Source organism: Microbacterium sp. GW821-FHT01D02 (assembly GCF_059422585.1).
This window is the reverse complement of the sequence record NZ_JBWKXB010000005.1, coordinates 131,722-149,363: the sequence shown is the minus strand read 5'-3', so window position 1 is coordinate 149,363 and position 17,642 is coordinate 131,722. Positions and strand designations below refer to the sequence as shown.

At 70.3% G+C, this 17,642-nt stretch carries 13 protein-coding genes; 7 read left to right on the top strand and 6 right to left on the bottom strand.

The features are described 5' to 3' along the window. Positions 1-37 precede the first annotated feature (37 nt). On the bottom strand, positions 38-2,839 hold the full coding sequence (gene secA, locus AC07VM_RS18800) for a preprotein translocase subunit SecA (protein ID WP_494912753.1): 2,802 nt from the start codon (positions 2,837-2,839) through the stop codon (positions 38-40). Between the two features lie 202 nt (positions 2,840-3,041). On the opposite strand from secA, the gene AC07VM_RS18795 reads away from it, so the two are divergent. From AC07VM_RS18795 to AC07VM_RS18780, 4 genes are all read left to right on the top strand, one after another. Then, positions 3,042-3,662 carry a PadR family transcriptional regulator gene (locus AC07VM_RS18795; protein WP_267417967.1) on the top strand — a complete coding sequence of 207 codons (621 nt, stop codon included), beginning with the start codon at positions 3,042-3,044 and terminating at the stop codon, positions 3,660-3,662. Further along, a complete protein-coding gene (locus tag AC07VM_RS18790) occupies positions 3,659-4,384 on the top strand; it encodes an ABC transporter ATP-binding protein (protein ID WP_267417965.1) in 726 nt (241 codons plus the stop codon). The genes AC07VM_RS18795 and AC07VM_RS18790 overlap by 4 nt, the downstream gene beginning before the upstream one ends. Further along, entirely contained in the window at positions 4,381-7,218 is a 2,838-nt protein-coding gene (locus tag AC07VM_RS18785; RefSeq protein WP_494912750.1) for an ABC transporter permease, read from the top strand. Before AC07VM_RS18790 ends, AC07VM_RS18785 begins: the two co-directional genes overlap by 4 nt. 76 nt (positions 7,219-7,294) lie before the next feature. Continuing rightward, positions 7,295-8,620 (top strand): coiled-coil domain-containing protein, encoded by a 1,326-nt coding sequence (locus AC07VM_RS18780; RefSeq protein WP_494912749.1) that lies wholly within the window; start codon positions 7,295-7,297, stop codon positions 8,618-8,620. Between the two features lie 75 nt (positions 8,621-8,695). Here AC07VM_RS18780 and hpf read toward each other — a convergent pair whose 3' ends face one another. The 5 genes from hpf to mtrA form a co-directional block, all read right to left on the bottom strand. Further along, positions 8,696-9,352, bottom strand: a complete 657-nt coding sequence (hpf, locus tag AC07VM_RS18775) for a ribosome hibernation-promoting factor, HPF/YfiA family (protein ID WP_267417962.1) — start codon at positions 9,350-9,352, stop codon at positions 8,696-8,698. A 132-nt stretch (positions 9,353-9,484) separates the two neighbouring features. Continuing rightward, positions 9,485-10,132, bottom strand: coding sequence for a ComF family protein (locus AC07VM_RS18770; RefSeq protein WP_494912747.1), 648 nt, complete (start codon positions 10,130-10,132; stop codon positions 9,485-9,487). A gap of 92 nt (positions 10,133-10,224) precedes the next feature. After that, positions 10,225-11,943, bottom strand: coding sequence for an LpqB family beta-propeller domain-containing protein (locus tag AC07VM_RS18765; protein WP_494912745.1), 1,719 nt, complete (start codon positions 11,941-11,943; stop codon positions 10,225-10,227). Continuing rightward, positions 11,940-13,625 carry an MtrAB system histidine kinase MtrB gene (mtrB, locus tag AC07VM_RS18760; RefSeq protein ID WP_267417957.1) on the bottom strand — a complete coding sequence of 562 codons (1,686 nt, stop codon included), beginning with the start codon at positions 13,623-13,625 and terminating at the stop codon, positions 11,940-11,942. Before mtrB ends, AC07VM_RS18765 begins: the two co-directional genes overlap by 4 nt. A 7-nt stretch (positions 13,626-13,632) precedes the next feature. Further along, on the bottom strand, positions 13,633-14,313 hold the full coding sequence (gene mtrA / locus AC07VM_RS18755) for an MtrAB system response regulator MtrA (RefSeq protein ID WP_267417956.1): 681 nt from the start codon (positions 14,311-14,313) through the stop codon (positions 13,633-13,635). 154 nt (positions 14,314-14,467) lie between these two features. Between mtrA and AC07VM_RS18750 the strand changes: the two genes are divergently transcribed. Genes AC07VM_RS18750 through AC07VM_RS18740 form a run of 3 tightly spaced genes read left to right on the top strand, consistent with a single transcriptional unit; the run spans position 14,468 to position 17,630 of the window. Further along, complete coding sequence (locus tag AC07VM_RS18750; RefSeq protein WP_494912743.1) at positions 14,468-15,781, top strand: glycerophosphoryl diester phosphodiesterase membrane domain-containing protein; 1,314 nt, start codon at positions 14,468-14,470, stop codon at positions 15,779-15,781. Then, positions 15,778-16,419: a DUF4129 domain-containing protein gene (locus AC07VM_RS18745; RefSeq protein WP_494912741.1), complete on the top strand. Its 642-nt coding sequence runs from the start codon at positions 15,778-15,780 to the stop codon at positions 16,417-16,419. The genes AC07VM_RS18750 and AC07VM_RS18745 overlap by 4 nt, the downstream gene beginning before the upstream one ends. Then, positions 16,416-17,630: a DUF4350 domain-containing protein gene (locus AC07VM_RS18740; protein ID WP_494912740.1), complete on the top strand. Its 1,215-nt coding sequence runs from the start codon at positions 16,416-16,418 to the stop codon at positions 17,628-17,630. Before AC07VM_RS18745 ends, AC07VM_RS18740 begins: the two co-directional genes overlap by 4 nt. The last annotated feature ends 12 nt before the right edge of the window (positions 17,631-17,642 follow it).

Genomic DNA, 17,642 nt, shown 5'->3' with positions numbered 1-17,642 from the left:
GCCAATCCACACGGACTGGCCCTCCTCTCGTCGGAGACTACTTCTTCTTCTTGCCCTGCGCGCGACGCTGCTCACGGTTGCCGGCGGCGGGCGCCGCGGGCTCCGTCCGCTGCCCGAAAGCACCGCGAGGGGCCTCTTCGGGCTCGGGCTGGGGAGCCTGCGCACGCGCAGCCGCCTGGCGCACCCGATCGGTGGCCGCCTGCTGCACCTGACCGCGATCGTTGCGGACCTCGACCTCACCGGCGTCGTTCGCGGCGGAGTACTCGAGACGCTGCTCGCCGCCGTCGGAGGCGAGTCCCTTCGCCTCGACCTCGGCGGTGTCCGAGTCACCGGCACGGCGCACCTCGACCTCGAGGTTGTAGAGGTAGCCGACCGACTCCTCCTTGATCTGCCCCATCATGGACTGGAACATCGCGTAGCCCTCGCGCTGGTACTCGATGAGCGGGTCGCGCTGCGCCATGGCACGCAGGCCGATGCCGTCCTTGAGGTAGTCCATCTCGTAGAGGTGGTCGCGCCAGCGGCGGTCGAGCACCTGGAGCACCACGCGACGCTCGAGCTCGCGGGTCGCCGCCTCGCCGAGCGACTCCTCGCGCGTCTCGTAGGCGATCTTCGCGTCGGAGAGGAGTTCACGGGTCAGTCCCTCGGCCGTGATGCCGCCCTTGCGACCGGCAGCCTCCGAGACGACCTCGTCGATCGTGACGCCGACCGGGTAGAGGGTCTTGAGCTCGGTCCAGAGCGCGTCGAAGTCCCAGCTCTCGTTGTGACCCTCGCCGGTGTGGTCGCGGACGACACCGGAGATCGCATCCTCGATGAAGTGCTGCACGCGGTCGGCGATGTCGTCGCCCTGCAGGATGTGACGGCGGTCGGCGTAGATGGCCTCGCGCTGACGGTTCAGGACGTCGTCGTACTTGAGGACGTTCTTGCGCATCTCGGCGTTGCGCGACTCGACCTGCGACTGGGCGCTGCGGATCGCACGGGACACCAGGCCCGACTCGATCGGCACATCGTCCGGGAAGTTCGTGCGCGACAGGATCGCCTCGGCGGCACCCGATTGGAACAGGCGCATCAGGTCGTCGGTGAGGCTCAGGTAGAAGCGGCTCTCACCGGGGTCGCCCTGACGTCCGGAACGACCTCGCAGCTGGTTGTCGATGCGACGGGACTCGTGACGCTCGGTGCCGAGCACGTAGAGGCCACCGGCCTCGATGACCTTCTCGGCCTCCTCCGCGACGACGGACTTCATCGACTCGTAGGTCTCGTCCCAGGCGATCTCGTATTCCTCGGGCGTCTCCACGGGGTCGAGGCCCTTGCCCTTGAGCTCCTGGACCGCGAGGAACTCGGCGTTTCCGCCGAGCATGATGTCCGTGCCTCGTCCGGCCATGTTCGTGGCGACGGTGACGGCGCCCAGACGGCCGGCGCGGGCGACGATCTCGGCCTCGCGTGCGTGGTTCTTCGCGTTGAGGACCTCGTGCTTGATGCCCTTCTTGGCGAGCAGGCGCGAGAGGTATTCGCTCTTCTCGACGCTCACGGTTCCGACCAGCACCGGCTGGCCCTCGGCGTGACGCTCGGCGATGTCCTCGACGACCTGCGCGAACTTCGCGGTCTCGTTCTTGTACACGAGGTCCGACTGGTCCTTGCGGATCATCGGTCGGTTGGTCGGGATCGGGATGACGCCGAGCTTGTACGTCGACATGAACTCGGCGGCCTCGGTCTCGGCCGTACCGGTCATGCCGGCGAGCTTGTCGTAGAGGCGGAAGTAGTTCTGCAGCGTGACGGTGGCGAGGGTCTGGTTCTCGGCCTTGACCGGCACGCCCTCCTTGGCCTCGATGGCTTGGTGGATGCCCTCGTTGTAGCGGCGTCCGACCAGGATGCGGCCGGTGTGCTCGTCGACGATCATGACCTCGTCGTTCATCACGACGTAATCGGTGTCCTTCTTGAACAGGGCCAGGGCCTTGATCGAGTTGTTGAGGAAGGAGATCAGCGGGGTGTTCGCGGACTCGTAGAGATTGTCGATGCCGAGGTAGTCCTCGACCTTCTCGATGCCGGGCTCGAGCACGCCGACGGTGCGCTTCTTCTCGTCGACCTCGTAGTCCTCGCCGACCTCGAGGGTGCGGGCGATCTTCGCGAACTCGGCGAACCAGCGGTTGGCCTCGCCCGACGACGGACCGGAGATGATGAGCGGCGTGCGGGCCTCGTCGATGAGGATCGAGTCGACCTCGTCGACGATCGCGAAGAAGTGCTCGCGCTGGACGAGGTCTTCCTTGCGCCAGGCCATGTTGTCGCGCAGGTAGTCGAAGCCGAACTCGTTGTTCGTGCCGTAGGTGATGTCGGCCGCGTACTGCTCGCGGCGGACGGCGGGCGTCTGCCCGGAGACGATGATGCCGGTGGTCATGCCGAGGGCGCGGAACACGCGCCCCATGAGCTCGGCCTGGTAACTGGCGAGGAAGTCGTTGACCGTGATGACGTGGACGCCCTTGCCGGCGATCGCGTTCAGGTAGGCCGGCAGCGTCGCGACGAGCGTCTTGCCCTCACCGGTCTTCATCTCGGCGATGTTGCCGAGATGCAGCGCGGCGCCACCCATGACCTGCACGTCGTAGGCGCGCATGCCGAGCGTGCGCTTGGCGGCCTCGCGCACCGCGGCGAACGCCTCGGGCATCAGCTGGTCGAGCGTCTCGCCCTTCTCGTAGCGGGCACGCAGCTCCGTGGTCTCGTTGCGCAGCTCGTCGTCGGTGAGCTTGGAGATGTCCTCTTCCAGCGCTCCCACTGCCTTGACGACCTGATTCAGGCGGCGGATGACCCGCCCCTCGCCAGCGCGCAGCAGCTTCTCAAGAGGATTGGCCACGGATGTCATCTCCCTGTCAGTGGGTAAATCGCCGGTCGTCAGTGAACCCGACGCCAGGCATACTTTGCCATGTTACCGGGCCGTGACCTGCACGTCGCCTGCATGGGTCATCCGGTGCGTCATCCGCGTGGCGACACCCTTTAGTTACCGAGTATGCATATACTCGGTATTGCATTCCGGACGACGCCACCAGGAGATCATCATGTCGGTACGCCAGAGCCTTCTCGCCATCCTCGACCAGGGGCCCTGCTACGGCTACCAGCTGCGGCACGAGTTCGACCGCCGCACGGGATCCACCTGGCCCCTCAACGTCGGGCAGATCTACAACACGCTCGAACGGCTCGAACGCGACGGCCTCGTGCAGCGCGGAGACGCCGACGAGCACGGGCACATCTACTGGGAAATCACGGACGAGGGCTCCGCCGAGGTCGCCCAGTGGCTCTCCTCCCCCGTGGTGCGCACGCAGGCGACCCGCGACGAGCTGGCGATCAAGCTCGCGGTCGCCGCCACGCTGCCCGGCGTCGATGTCGCCGCGGTCATCCAGGCGCAGCGCACCGCGTCCCTCCGTCAGCTGCAGTCCCTCCAGCGCGCCAAGTACGCGGGCGGCGATGCGGACGGGCCCGAGGAGCTCGCATGGGCGCTGGTCGTCGACTCCATGATCTTCGCCGCGGAGGCCGAGGTGCGCTGGCTCGACCACACGGAGCAGCGACTCGCCCTGCACCCGCAGCATGCGATGGCGCTCGAGCTCGCGACCGAGCGTCCCAAGCGCGGTCGACCGGCGAAGGCCGGAGCTGCGCTCGCGGATGCCGAGCCCTCGCTGTGAGCGACGAGACGGTCCTGAGCCTCGTCGGGGTGACCCAGCAGTACGGTCACGGCGCCACCGCGGTGTCCGCCCTCTCGGGTGTCGATCTCGAGGTCCGCCGCGGGGAGCTCGTCGCCGTCATGGGCGCCTCCGGCTCCGGCAAGTCGACGCTGCTCGCCATCGCCGGCGGTCTCGCCCGACCCACCACCGGCGAGGTCGTCATCGAGGGCGCATTCCTCAGCGAGCAGAGCGCGGCGGACGTCGCCCGCCTGCGTCGGCGGTCGCTCGGGTTCGTGTTCCAGGACTTCAACCTGATCCCGACGCTCACCGCCATCGAGAACGTGACCCTCCCCCTGGAGCTCGACGGCTTCCGCACGCGGGTCGCACGCCGCGCGGGAAAGGACGCGCTGCAGTCCGTCGGCCTGGCGGACAAGCTCGATTCCTACCCGGACGATCTCTCCGGCGGTCAGCAGCAGCGCGTCGCGATCGCCCGCGCCGTGGTCGGAGGTCGACGGCTCATCCTGGCCGACGAGCCGACCGGGGCGCTGGACTCCGTCACCGGCGAACTCGTGCTCCGGATGCTCCGCGGGCGTGTGGATGCGGGTGCGGCGGGCATCCTCGTCACGCACGAGGCGCGCCATGCGGCCTTCGCCGACCGGATCGTGTTCCTCCGAGACGGGAGGATCGTCGACGAGACCCGGCGTGACGCCGCCGAGGTGCTGCTGAGCGGGACCGGCCGATGACCTCGACCGTCGAACGACCGGAGACGAGGACATCCGACCGGTCGGACTCCTCCGCCCGACGGCCGGGCAGGCGAGCCCGCTGGCGCGTCGCCGCTCGGCTCGCCCGCCGGCAGCTGCGCCGCACTCTGCTGTCGAGCACGCTCATCGGCACGCTCGTCCTGCTCCCGATCGCGGCCATGACGGCCTACGCGATCATCGGAGCGAGCATGATCGGCACGGCACAGGAGCGCACGACCGCGGAACTGGGACGGATGGAGGCCTGGATCTCGGTCGGAGGCCTGCCGGGAAGCGGATTCTGGCAGTCCCCCACCGACACGACGTGGACGGGGTATCCCGACAACTCCGGCAATGCGCCGGAGGGGACGCCGCTCACCGATCCGACCAGCGTGCTGCCGTCCGGCACCGAAGCGATCCGCGTCGTCGAGTCCACCGTGCGCGTGCAGACCCCCGACGGCGTGACCGGAATGCCCGCGTGGGGAGGCGAGGTCTGGGACCCGCGCTTCGAGGGACGCTACGAGGTCGTCGACGGGGACACCCCTCGGACCGGCCGCGAGATCCTGGCGACCCCGGCCGCGCTCGAGCGGCTCGGGACCGCGATCGGCGACGAGGTCGTCCTCACCGACGACGAGCGCACCTACACCGTCGTCGGAACCCTCGACTCCGCGGTCCTCTCCGATGCGACCTCCGCGCTCTTCTTCCCGGCGAGCGCCGGGCTCTCGGGCGACGCCCGCTGGTATCTCCCCGACCTGTCGCTCAGCTGGCCGGACGTCGAAAGGCTGAATGAAGACGGCGTGGTCGCGTACTCGCGGGCGGTGATCCTGGATCCGCCGATCATCTCGGACGAGACGAGGGGCGGGTGGTCCGGAGCAGACGACGGCGCCCTCTGGACGGTGGTCGTCGTCCTCATCGCCGGCGGCCTCTTCGCGGCCTACGTCGTGGTGATGCTCGCCGGTGCGGCGTTCGCCGTCGCCGCGCGCCGCCAGCAGCGATCCCTCGCGGTCGCCGCGAGCGTGGGAGCGTCGACCTCCGACCTCCGCCGGATCATCCTGCTCCAGGGGACCGCTCTCGGTGCTGTCTCCGGGGTGCTGGGTCTCGCCCTCGGCGTCGGCGCCGCCGCCCTCACGATGATGCTGCTCGCGGACGGGTCCTCGACCCAGTTCTGGGGGTTCCATGTCCCCTGGCCGGTGCTGGTGGGGATCCTGGCGTTCTCGGTGCTCGTCGGCACCGCCTCCGCCGCCCTCCCGGCGCGCACGGTGGCGCGCTCCGACACGCTCAGCGCCCTGCGCGGCGCCCGCCGTCCGCAGACGCCCCGCGCGTCGCGGCCGATCTGGGGATCGATCCTGCTGCTGGTCGGCGTCGCTCTCACGATCGGCAGCGCGTTCGCGGTGCTCGCGATCGGAGTCACGGGTCTTCCCTGGGACTCACCCCTGCGGACGATCCCGCCGTTCGGCATCGTGATCGGGCCGATCCTCGTGCAGCTCGGCATCCTGCTCTCCGGCCGCTGGCTGCTCTGGATCACCGCCAAAGGCCTTGCCAGGCTCAGCCTCGCGGCGCGCATCGCCGCCCGGGACGCCGCTGCGAACTCCTCCCGCACCGTTCCCGCCTTCGCCGCGATCGCCGCGACCGTGTTCATCGCCGTCTTCGCGATCGGGAATATCTCCATGCAGAACGCGGGGACAGCTCGTGACTGGATGTACACGGCGCCCGTGGGCACCCTCGCCATCGGCCTCGAGGAGACCGGATCGGGTGCGCCGCTCGACGACGCCAGCGCGGACGAGGCGGCGGACGCCGGCATCATGCTCGCGGACGGCGTGAGGGCAGCAGGCACGGCCGTCATCTCCCGTCAGCCGGAGATCTGGACGTACGCCAGCTCCGACGACGTCCCCGCCGACGAGATCAGGGTCATCGCGGTGATGCCGGAGCGTCATCTGCTCGACCCGACCGCCGAGTCCTCCTTCACGAACGGACAGAACCGGCCGAACCCGATCGCGGTGATCTCCGCCGATGAGATCGACGACGCCCTCGGCGGCACGCTGACCTCCGCCCAGCGCGCCGCCTATCGGGACGGCGCCGCGATCGTCACCGATTCCCGCTACGTCACGGACGGCACGATCGACGTCGGCGCGTGGACAGGCAGAGAGGCCTACGACGGCAAGATGCCGAACAACATCTGGACCGCCTGGGCCGACGGCCCGCCGCGCAGCGCCCCGGCCTGGGAGCGGAAGGTCGACGCCGTCGAACTCGATCTCCCCCACCAGGCCGTCGCCGTGGCGATCGCCCCGGAGACCGCCGTGGAGTTCGGCATGGAAGCCCAGCCGTCCCTCGTGATCGCGTCGTTCGACGCCCCCATCCCGGTGGAGGTGCGCGACCGGGTGCAGGAGCAGGCGGACGCGCTGAACACCGAGGAGTGGGTCCTCGCGCCGTACTTCGAGAACGGTCCTCCCAGCGACACGCTCTGGATGATCCCGATCCTGACGGCTGTCGGCGTGCTCGTCCTGGGAGCGAGCGGCGTCGCGCTGAGCCTCGCCCGCTTCGAGCGCCGCCCCGACGACGCGACGCTCTCCGCCGTGGGCGGTACCGATGGGCTCCGTCGGAGGATCGGGTTCTGGCAGGGACTCATCATCGCCGGGTTCGGCACGATCGCGGGAGCCGCGGCGGGCGTGCTGCCGCCCATCGGGTTCGCGATCCAGTCGCGAGGCGCCCTGCTGATCCAGGACATGCCGTGGCTGGTGCTCGCTCTGCTCGCCGTCGCCCTCCCGCTCGCGATCGCACTGGTCAGCTGGCTCGTTCCCCCGAGGAAGGCGGAGCTGACGCGGCGGACCGCGATCGCCTGACGTGCCCTGAGCGAACACCGTCCACCTGAAGCGGATGCTCAGCCAGCTGCGGCACGCGGGAAACTAGGATCGGTTCATGGCTGGATTTTGGGGCAGACGCAAACGCGAACAGGAAGAACTCGCCGCACAGGACGCCGATCTCGCACGCCGTGCGGAGCAGGCTCTGGTCGGAGCGGACGAGCGGATCCGCACGACGTCGGATGAGCTCGCCTTCGCCGAGGCCGAGCTCGGCGAGTCGCTCACGGCGGACCTGCGCAAGGCGCTCGCCGCGGTCCGCACGCATCTGCGCGAGGCGTTCCAGCTCCACCAGCTGAACCACGACGAGATCCCCGACACCGACGAGGAGCTGCGCACCAGGAACGCGCGCATCCTGCAGCTGTGCGACTGGGCGCAGGATCTGCTCGACGAGAAGACATCCGTGCTCGCGGAGTCGGTCTCCAAGGTGCGCCGCGCGCCCGAGGTCATCGCGCAGGTGCGCGCGGACGCCGCGGCCCTCAGCGCCCGGATCCCCCAGACCAACGAGGCCGTCGCGCGTCTGTCCGCGCGCTACTCGGAATCCGCGATGCACCAGATCACCGCCAGCGCGGCGGAGGCAGAGCAGCTCATCAGCTTCGCGACCCACAGCGCCGACGTCTCGGAACGCCGTCGCGCCGCGAAGCAGAACGAAGAGGCGAACGTCGCGCTCGAGACGGCGACGGAGGCCACCAGACGCGCCTCCGCACTGCTCGACGCGGTCGAGGACTTCGAGATCGAGGCGCTGCGCGCCGAGTCGACCCTCGCCGAGGTGGTGGCGGACTCCCGCGGCGATCTGATCGCGGCGCGCACCGCCCCCGCGGTGCCGGCCGTCGCCGAAGCGGTGACCGCACTCCAGGCGGCACTGGCTGCGCTGACGCCCGCAGGTCGACCGAATGACCCCTTCGCGGAGCTCTCGCAGCTGCGCGATGCGAACTCCGCCCTCGACGACGCGATCGCGAAGGCCCGTCACCGCGCCGAGAACCCGTTGCCGAGCATTCCCCAGGTGCAGCACGCGATCGACGACGCCGACCGGCAGCTCGGTGTGGCCCGCGGCCTCATCGCCGGGCATCGCGGCTGGATCGGTGCGGACGCGCGCACACGGCTCGCCGAGGCCGAGCGGCTCCGGGTCGACCTCTCCGATCTGCTGCCCGCGGAGGACACCCGCGAGGCGGCGCTGCTGCAGGCGCGTCGCGTCGCTCATCTCGCCGCCGAGGCGCTGCAGCTCGCCCAGCGCGACATCGACTCCTCCCGCCCGCAGGATCAGGACTGGGGCGGCGGCGGAGGCTGGGGTGGTGGTCCCCGTCGCGGTGGCGGCGGTGGCGACCTCGCCTCCGGCATCCTCGGTGGACTCGTGATCGGGAGCATCCTGGACGGCATCTTCGACTGACATCCGGCCGCGACGGCGGCCGAACGCGAGAACGGCCCGATCCCTGTGCGGGGTCGGGCCGTTCTGCATGTCCGCTCAGGAGGCGAGAGCCTCCGACGGCGGAGCCTGAGTGCTCAGGGCGATCACGCCGTAGTCCCAGCCCTTGCGGCGGTAGACGACACTCGGGTGATCGGTGCGCACATCGACGAACAGGAAGAAGTCGTGTCCGACCAGTTCCATCCGGTCGACCGCCTCCTCGACGGTCATCCACTCGGCGTCGAAGCTCTTCGTGCGGATGACGACGGGCGAGTACTCCTCGTCCTCGGTCTTCTGCACCGGCACGCTGCCGGTCGCGACCGCGTGCAGGATGTCAGCCGATGCCGGCTGGACATCGATGCCCTCGAGCGCTCCACTGCCCTTCTCGAAGTGGGCGCCGCGCGGGTGCTGTCGACCATCGACTCGCTTCTCCTTGGCGCGACGCAGCTGCTCGGACATCTTGTCGACCGCGAGGTCGAGAGCCACGAACTTGTCGCCGTCGGTCGCTTCCGCACGGACGACCGGGCCCTTGCCGACCAGTGTCAGCTCGACGGTCTCATCGGGCACCCGGCCGTTGCGATACACGCGATGGGTGACCTTGACATCCAGGCGCTGCGCTCGGGACGCGAGCATCTGGATCTTGGCGATCTTCTCTTCGACAACGGTTCGGAAGCGATCGGTGATACCCACTCCGACGCCAACGATGCTTGTTTCCATTGCTGCCTCCTTGTCCCGGTCCTCCCGGCCAAGGGCGGACCGTGGTCGCCTTGTGTCCCCCAACCGTAGCCCGCCCGCCGACGGATGTCACGGGGTCGTCCCGCTGTGTCGCCGGTGTGTTCCCGATGAGCTTCATCCGAATCCGGCGCGGCTCGGCGTGGCGGCGAGCGCGACCGCCGCCACGACACGGAAGCCGGCGGCCTCGAGGGTCCGCGCGGCCTCGTCGAGCGTCGCCCCGGTGGTCACGACGTCGTCCACGATCACCGCCTCAGCCCCGTCTCCCCGCCGTCGTGCGCGCATCGTGCCGCGCACGTTCTCCTCCCGTGCCCGCGCGCCGAGGCCCCGCTGATCGGCGGCGCTCGTCGTCACCGACAGCAGACGCTGCGGATCGGCCCGTGCACCGCGGATGAGCAGTTCCGGCACCCGATAACCGCGGCGGCGGAACGCCCTCCGCGCGGTCGGGACGGGCACGACCCAGGTGCTCGGCGTCACGCGCGGCGTCAGGAGCGGAGCGAGGACCGCACCGAGCGGACGAGCGAGGAACGTGTCCCCCTCGTCCTTGAGCCTGCGGATGCAGCGGGCGCCGACGCCCTGGAACGGGAGCGCCGCGGCGAACGGCATGCCTCGAGGCGTCGATCCCTCCTGGGGCCGGGGCACCAGCTGCGCACGACATCGCGGACACAGGAGGCTTCCCGGCTCGTCACAGCCCGCGCACGTCGCCGCGAGGAGGAAGGCGGCGACCTCTGCACCGATCCGGAGCAGTCGGGGTTCTGCGGGCATCCGTCGATTCTGCGGGCGCGGGAGCATCCCCTCGGCACCGAGAGCCGCGTCCCGCGGAAGACGCCGGGCTCGGGCTCACTGTGGAGGGAGAGTCACTCCCCGACGCGGGTGCCGAGCACCGAGACTCCCGAAGCGACCTCGCGCCAGGCCGAACCCGCGTGCGCGAACAGCTGTCCGCCCGTGCCGAGGATGCGCACGCCCGCCACGCTGCGCGCTCCCGCAGCCGCCACCGCGTCGGTCGGGGCCGCCTCGGCCGCCCCCGGACCACCGACCATCTGGGTGAGCAGCCGCGGGGCGCTCGGATCTACGAGGACGCCCAGCCGGTCCGGACCGAACCACACCAGATCGATCGCCGGCTCGGCGATCCGGATCAGCTGTTTGATGTCGCCCATCTCCACCGGGACGCCGGAGGAGTCGCGCACGACGGCCGCCACGACGACCCAGCGCTGCTTGCCGGCGGTGATCACGGCGGCGACCCGGGTGCCGTCGGCGGCGACCCGCAGGTTCGAGATGTCGGACGCGGTCGGCCAGGCCTTGGCGACATCGTGCGCCGCGCCATCGCTGCCGATGGCCTTCACCGCTCCGGGCTCGCCCGCCGGCACGGTCCAGGTGTAGCCGTAGGGGTCGAGCGACGGTTCGATGAGGCCCTGCCGGGCATCCAGTTCGACGGGGTCGCCCGCGCCGGCGAGGTACACATGACCGTCCGCGAGCTGCACGGCGGCGCGGGAGTCGTCGGTCGCCACCTGGATGGAGCGGACGGGTTGCTCGAACGCGGAGATGTCGTCGCTGATGTCGGCGATGGGCGTGATCTCATCCCCCACGATCCGCCCGAAGGCGCCGTCCTGCAGCACGAGCGTGCCGATGTCGGCCGTCGGCTCGACGACGTCCACGGTTCCGGCGTCGAGACTGCGTCCGTCCACCTTGAACTGCACACCGGTGATCGCGACGCCGGCCGCCTTGAGCGTCGCCTGGAGCTGCGTGCGCATACGGGCGAGGGTGGTGTCATCCAGTCCGGTGGCGGGGCGGGTGAGGGCGACCTCGGCGACCTGGCCGACGACGGGGACGGCATCCTGCGCCAGCTGCACGTCCACGGGGAAGGCGTTCTGCACGGCGGAGTCCAGCCAATCGCTGGGGGCTCCTCCGATCAGGGCGCGCGTCACCGCTGTCGCCGGGCTCTGACTCCGGGGGAACCATCGCATGTCGGAGACGAGTCGCGACCAGCTGAGGTCGAAGTACTGCAGGGGGTATCCGTCGTAGACGTTGACGAATCGCGTCTCGTCGATCACGACCCCGTCCGGGGCTTGCGTGATGCGCCATTCGCCGTCTTCCATGCGCTGCAGCGTGAACGGCATGTTCGACGCTCCGAGCGCCTCCGAGTACGCGCCGGCCTCGTCGACGCTCGCGACGAGGTCCAGCATCACCTGCACCTCCGCGGTGTCCGCGTCCTCGACCTGATCCGCGGGGACGTCGGAGGTGATCGTGCGGGTGTCCGTCCCGGAATCGACCGACACCCCGGCAGAAGGCCGCCAGGTGCGCTGCAGGCTCGGCGAGAGGAACTTGCGCGCGGTGGCCCAGCTGTCCGACGTGGTGATGCCCGCTTCCAGGAAGCCCTCGACGATGCCCTCGGGGCCGGCACCGGTGATCGGCCCCGACGCGACGGGCAGGAAGTCCACGTCCTGCGAGGACTGGCCGAGTTCCCGCCCGACGCTGACGCCGCCGCTGGTCGGGAGCCCCGCGCACGCGGTCAGGACCAGTGCCGCGAGTGCCAGCGCCGCACCGCGCAGCAGCCTTCCCGGTGTCGATCGGGTCATGGTCGGTCCCTCTCGTCGAAGAGGTCGAGGTCCGGCGGGATCTCGGAGATCGAGATCGGCTGTGTCGCGTCTCCCAGCTCGGCGAGGGGCTCCTGCGGCTCGACGGAGATCGGACTCGGTCCGTCGAGCACGCCCTCGTGTCGCGGGATGGTGAGGACGAAGTTCGTGCCGACGCCGAGTTCCGACCACACCGCGAGCGTGCCGCCGTGCAGCGTCGCGTCGCCGAGGGCGATGGACAGCCCGAGCCCGGTCCCTCCGATCGTCCGCTGGCGGGAGGGATCGGCACGCCAGAAGCGATCGAACACCCGCTCGGCGTCCTCGGGCTCCATGCCGAGTCCGAAGTCGCGCACGCCCGCGGCCACCGCGTACTGGTTGCTGTCGACCGTGATGACGACGGGGCGGCCTTCCCCGTGCTCGATGGCGTTGCCGATGAGGTTGCGCAGCACCCGCCGAACCCGGCGGGGGTCCATGTCCACCGGGGAGTAGCCGCCGGGAGCGACGAGCCGCAGCTCGGTGCCGTGTCCGTCGGCCAGGGGGCGCATCTGATCGATGATGTCCTCGGCCACGTGCGCCAGGCTGGTCGCCTCCAGTTCGAGCTGGACGGAGCCGGCGTCGTAGCGACTGATCTCGAGCAGGTCGGACAGCAGCGTCTCGAACCGCTGCACCTGCGCGTGCAGGAGCTCGGCGGTGCGGGCGGCGGTCGGATCGAACTCCTCGCGCTGGTCGTTGAGGAGGTCGGCGGCCAGCCGGATCGTCGTCAACGGGGTCCGCAGCTCGTGCGACACGTCCGACACGAACCGCTGCTGCACCATGGAGAGCTCGCCGAGCTCCTTGATCTGGGCCTCGATGCTGTCGGCCATGGCGTTGAAGGAGCGTCCGAGGACCGCGAGCTCGTCCTCGCCGTGCACCGCGAGTCGCACTCCGAGATCACCCGCGGCGAGTCGCGCGCTCGTCTCGGCGGCCTGGATGATCGGGGTCGACACCGTCCGCAGCACGATCCACGAGATCGCCGCCACGATCGCCACGAGCCCGATCCCGGCGATCCACAGGGTGCGCTGCACGAACACGAGCGTCTGATCCGCATCGCCGAGGTCGTAGGCGAAGTAGATCTCGAACGGGCCCGCCTCCGGGACCTGGAGCTGCTGCCCCACGACGATGCCGGGGACGACTCCCCCGTCCTCCGCCGGGAGTGCCACCGACTGCCAGGCCTGACGGTCATCGAGCTCGACGACGCGCCGCTGGAGTTCGGGGCTCAGCAGGGATGCGCTCAGTCCGGCCTCGAAGCCGTTCAGACGGACGCCGTTGCCGTCGTCGATCTTGTAGCCGGCGAGCATGTCGGTGCCCGACGTGCGCGCCAGCGTGTCCCTGGTGCTGTCCCAGAGCGTGCTGAGCGCGGCGGGATCGTCGCCGACCTCGGCCACGTCGAGGATCCGCTGCGCCTCGTCTACCGCCCTGCGCGCATCGTCCAGCGCGACGTCCTTGCGGGAGATGAAGAGGTCGCTCTGGATGACGAGCGCCATCGTCACGCAGGTGATGAAGATCGCCAGCGACGTCGCCAGCAACGTGATCGAGAGGGTCCGGAACCGGAGCGATCGGCGCCACAGGATGCCGAGCATCGTCGGCCAGCCTCGCCAGTCGCGCAGGACAGCGACCGTCGTGGTGGTCGCTGTCGTCGCGGCCATCGTGCTCCTAGCCGACACTCCCGGCACGGTAGCCGACGCCACGCACCGTCATCACGATCTTCGGGTTGTCCGGGTCGAGCTCGACCTTGGCGCGGAGCCGCTGGACGTGCACGTTCACCAGCCGGGTGTCGGCCTTGTAGTGGTAGCCCCACACCTGCTCGAGGAGCATCTCGCGGGAGAAGACCTGCTGAGGCTTCGACGCGAGCGCGACGAGCAGCTGGAACTCGAGCGGGGTGAGCGCGATCGGGGCCGTGCCCCGGCGCACCTCGTGCGCGTCGACGTCGACGGTGAGGTCGCCGACCCGCAGCTGCTCGCTGGTGGCCTGGGGCGTCGGACGCAGACGCGTCCGGATGCGCGCGACGAGCTCCTTGGGGTTGAACGGCTTGACCATGTAGTCGTCCGCACCGACCTCGAGGCCGCGGACCACGTCCGCGGTGTCGGTCCGTGCCGTGAGCATGATGATCGGGACGCCCGATTCCGCACGGATGCGCGTGCAGATCTCGATGCCGTCCATCCCCGGGAGCATGAGGTCGAGCAGCACCAGATCCGGCCGCTGCGTGCGCCATTCGTCGACAGCCCGCGCACCGTCTGCACAGAACACCGGCTCGAAGCCCTCGGTGCGCAGCACGATCCCGATCATCTCGGCGAGCGCGGTGTCGTCGTCGACCACGAGAATACGTGAGGTCATAACAGTTACCTTATGGCACCGAGTCCCGCCGACCCCAGGTCTGCGCACCACGCGTGGGATATGACACGATGGGAGCCGCACGATGGAGGGAGTGCCTGTGAGTGGCCAGACATGGACGCCTGCTCCGAAGAAGGGGATCATCCCTCTCCATCCCTTGACCTTCGGAATGCTGCTGGGCAAGGCGTTCGCGGCGCTGCGACACAATCCGAAGGTGCTCTTCGGCTTCGCCGTCGTCATCCAGCTCGTCGTGGTGATCGCGACGGCCGGCGTGATGGGCGTGGTGCTGTTCACGACGTTCTCCCGCCTCGAGACCGTGTCTCCCTCGTCGCCGGACTTCGAGGCGGTACTGGCCGGGACGATCGGGATCAACGTGATCGCGGGGATCGCCGTCGGGCTCGCCTCCATCGCGTTCACGGCGATGATGCAGGGCGTCGTCGCCGCGGAGATCGGCTATGCCGCGATCGGCGTGAAGGCCACGCTGCGCATGCTGTGGCGTCGGATGGCGCCCGCGTTCTGGCGCCTGGCGGGCTTCGCGTCGCTGTCGGTGGTGGCGTTGTTCGGTCTCTTCGTCGTCGCCGCGGCCGTCATCGGAGGCTTCGTCGCCGGAGGCTTGGGCGGCAGCGTCGAGATGATCGGCGCGGTCGTGCTGATCGTGGTCGTCCTCGTCCTCGTCTACATCCCGCTGAGTGTGTGGCTGACCACGAAGCTGCTGCTGGTCCCCTCGATCCTCGTCCTCGAACGGGCTCGATTCCGCGACGCCTTCGTGCGCTCCTGGCGCCTCACGCGCGGTCGCTTCTGGGTCGCCTTCGGGGTGACGTTCCTGATCAGCCTGATCATGGGCCTGGCGATGCAGGTCGTGAGCCTGCCGCTCACGCTGCTGAGCTCGCTCCTCGGTTCGGTGATCGCCCCCACCGGCTCCCCGGAGCCCAGCGCCATCGTCGGCTACGCCCTCACCCTGCTCGCGCCGCAGGTGCTGCTGCTGGTCATCCAGGCGATCACCCTCGTGGTGCAGAGCACCGGATCCGCCCTGGTCTACCTCGACTGCCGGATGCGGTACGAGGGGCTGGACCAGACGCTCATCGCCTATGTGGAGCGCCGCGACCTCGGCTGGACCGAGGAGCAGCAGGGCGATCCGTTCAGCGTCGACCCGTCCCGGGCGGTCAGCTCGGCGCCACCGCCGCGGCAGGTGCCCGAGCACGTGATGATGACCCAGGGCTACCCCGCACAGCCTTACCCGGCACAGCCCTACCCGGCACAGCCCTACCCGGCACAGGGGTACCCCGCACAGCCCTACCCGGCACAGGGGTACCCGACCCCGCAGGACGCCGCAGCCGGCTCCGCCCCCGCAGCCTTCCCTCCCCCGCCTCCGCCCGCACCCCTCGCGCCGACGGATGCATCGCAGACCCCGCCGACACCGCCCACCGGAGCTGACGGCGGATGGGCCGCCCCGGGCAGCGACACGGCATGATCCGACGTCTCGACGATCTGTACGTCCCCGACGGGGATGAGGCGCGGCGCTGGGCGGAGGAGGAACTCGCCAACCCGCGCTACGCGGACGCGAAGCCGACGTGGTTCGACATCGTGGCCCGCGACATCGGGCGCTTCTTCGAGGATCTGTTCAGCGCGGACAACGGCGCGAACATCGGACCGTCGGCCCTGATCATCGTGAGCGTCATCATCGTGGGCGCTCTGATCGCCGCGCTCATCATCTGGGGCCGGCCGCGGAGCTCCCGCGCCGTCCGGCGTGCTCGCGCCGACCTCCTCGGCGCGAGCGACGACCGCACGGCGGCCCAGCTGCGCTCCGATGCCGAGCGCAGCGCCCGCGCGGGCGACTGGAACAGCGCGACCATCTTCCGCTATCGCGCCATCGCCCGCAGCCTGCTGGAGCGCGACCTGATCGACCCCGCCCCCGGAGCCACGGCGCAGGCGATCGCCCGCGACGCGAGCACCGTCTTCGCGGATGAGGCGGACGCGATGCGCCGGGCCGCCGTCTCCTTCGACGACGTCCGCTACCTCGGGCATGAGGCGACCCCGGAGAGCTACCGCGAGCTCACGGCCACCGACGAGCGGCTCGCCGCCCGCCGGCCCGAGGCGGTTCCGGCATGACCGTGACCGCGCAGAGCGCCCCCGCGCCGTCCACCGCCGAGCGCCGGCCGAACCGGACGAAGAAGATCCTGGGCTGGGTGATCGTGATCGCCCTCGTGCTGGTCGTCGCGTTCGTCGCCCTCCGGGTCGCCGCGACCGCTCCGGGCCAGCACCGAGCCCTCGACCCCGAGGGCCGAGACGACACCGGTGCCCTCGCTCTCGCCGAGATCCTGCGCGATCAGGGGGTCGACATCTCGATCCACCGATCGCGCACGGAGGCACGCGCCGCGATCGACGAGGACACGACACTCGTGATGTCCAATCCGTACACGCTGACGGACGACGCCATGATGACTCTCATCGAACCCGCCGACCGCGTCGTGTTCCTCTCGACGAGCACCCACCTGCTGAGCACGCTGGGCATCGGCGAGAACGCCTCGGGGACGCTGTCCGGCGTCGCCGCCGACTGCGCGGCCGGCGAGTTCGCGAAGGTCGGGTCGATCAGGGCCGACCGGCTCTTCTCCCCCGCAGACGGCGTGGAGACCTGCTTCGGGAGCGCCGACGGCGCCGCCGTGCTCATCGACGAGAGGGAGGGCACACGGCGCGTGGTCGTGGAGGGGACCCGCCTCTTCAGCAACGCCTCCCTCGCCGAGGACGGCAACGCCGCGCTCGCGCTCGCCCTGCTCGGGCAGACCGACCGCGTCGTCTGGTACGTCCCCGGCCTCGCGGACTCCGACATCGAGGGCCAGGTCGAGCCGAGCCTCGGCAGCCTCACACCCCCGTGGGTCACTCCGGCGATCCTGCTGCTGATCACCGCGGGCATCGCCATCGGGGTCTCCCGCGGGCAGCGCTTCGGGCCTCTGGTCGCCGAGACCCTTCCCGTCACCGTCCGAGCCTCCGAGACCATGCACGGGCGCGCGCGCCTGACCGCCAAGGCGGCGGATGCGCCGCACGCCGCCGAGGCCCTCCGCGACGGTGCCCAGCGCCGCCTCGCGCGCCGACTCGGACTCGCCGTGCACGCCGGGGCCGACGAGGTCGCCGACGCGGCATCCGACCGCCTGCGGATCCCCCGCGGGACCCTGCAGTCGCTGCTGGCCGGTCCCCTCCCCACCGACGATGCCGCGCTGATCGAGCTCGCCCGCCGCCTCGACGAGCTCGAGGCGGCCGTGGAGGCCGGCACCCGCACCGCAGAACCGTCCACCCATCCCAGAGAAGCCGAGGGAACCACGTGACCGTTGAGAATC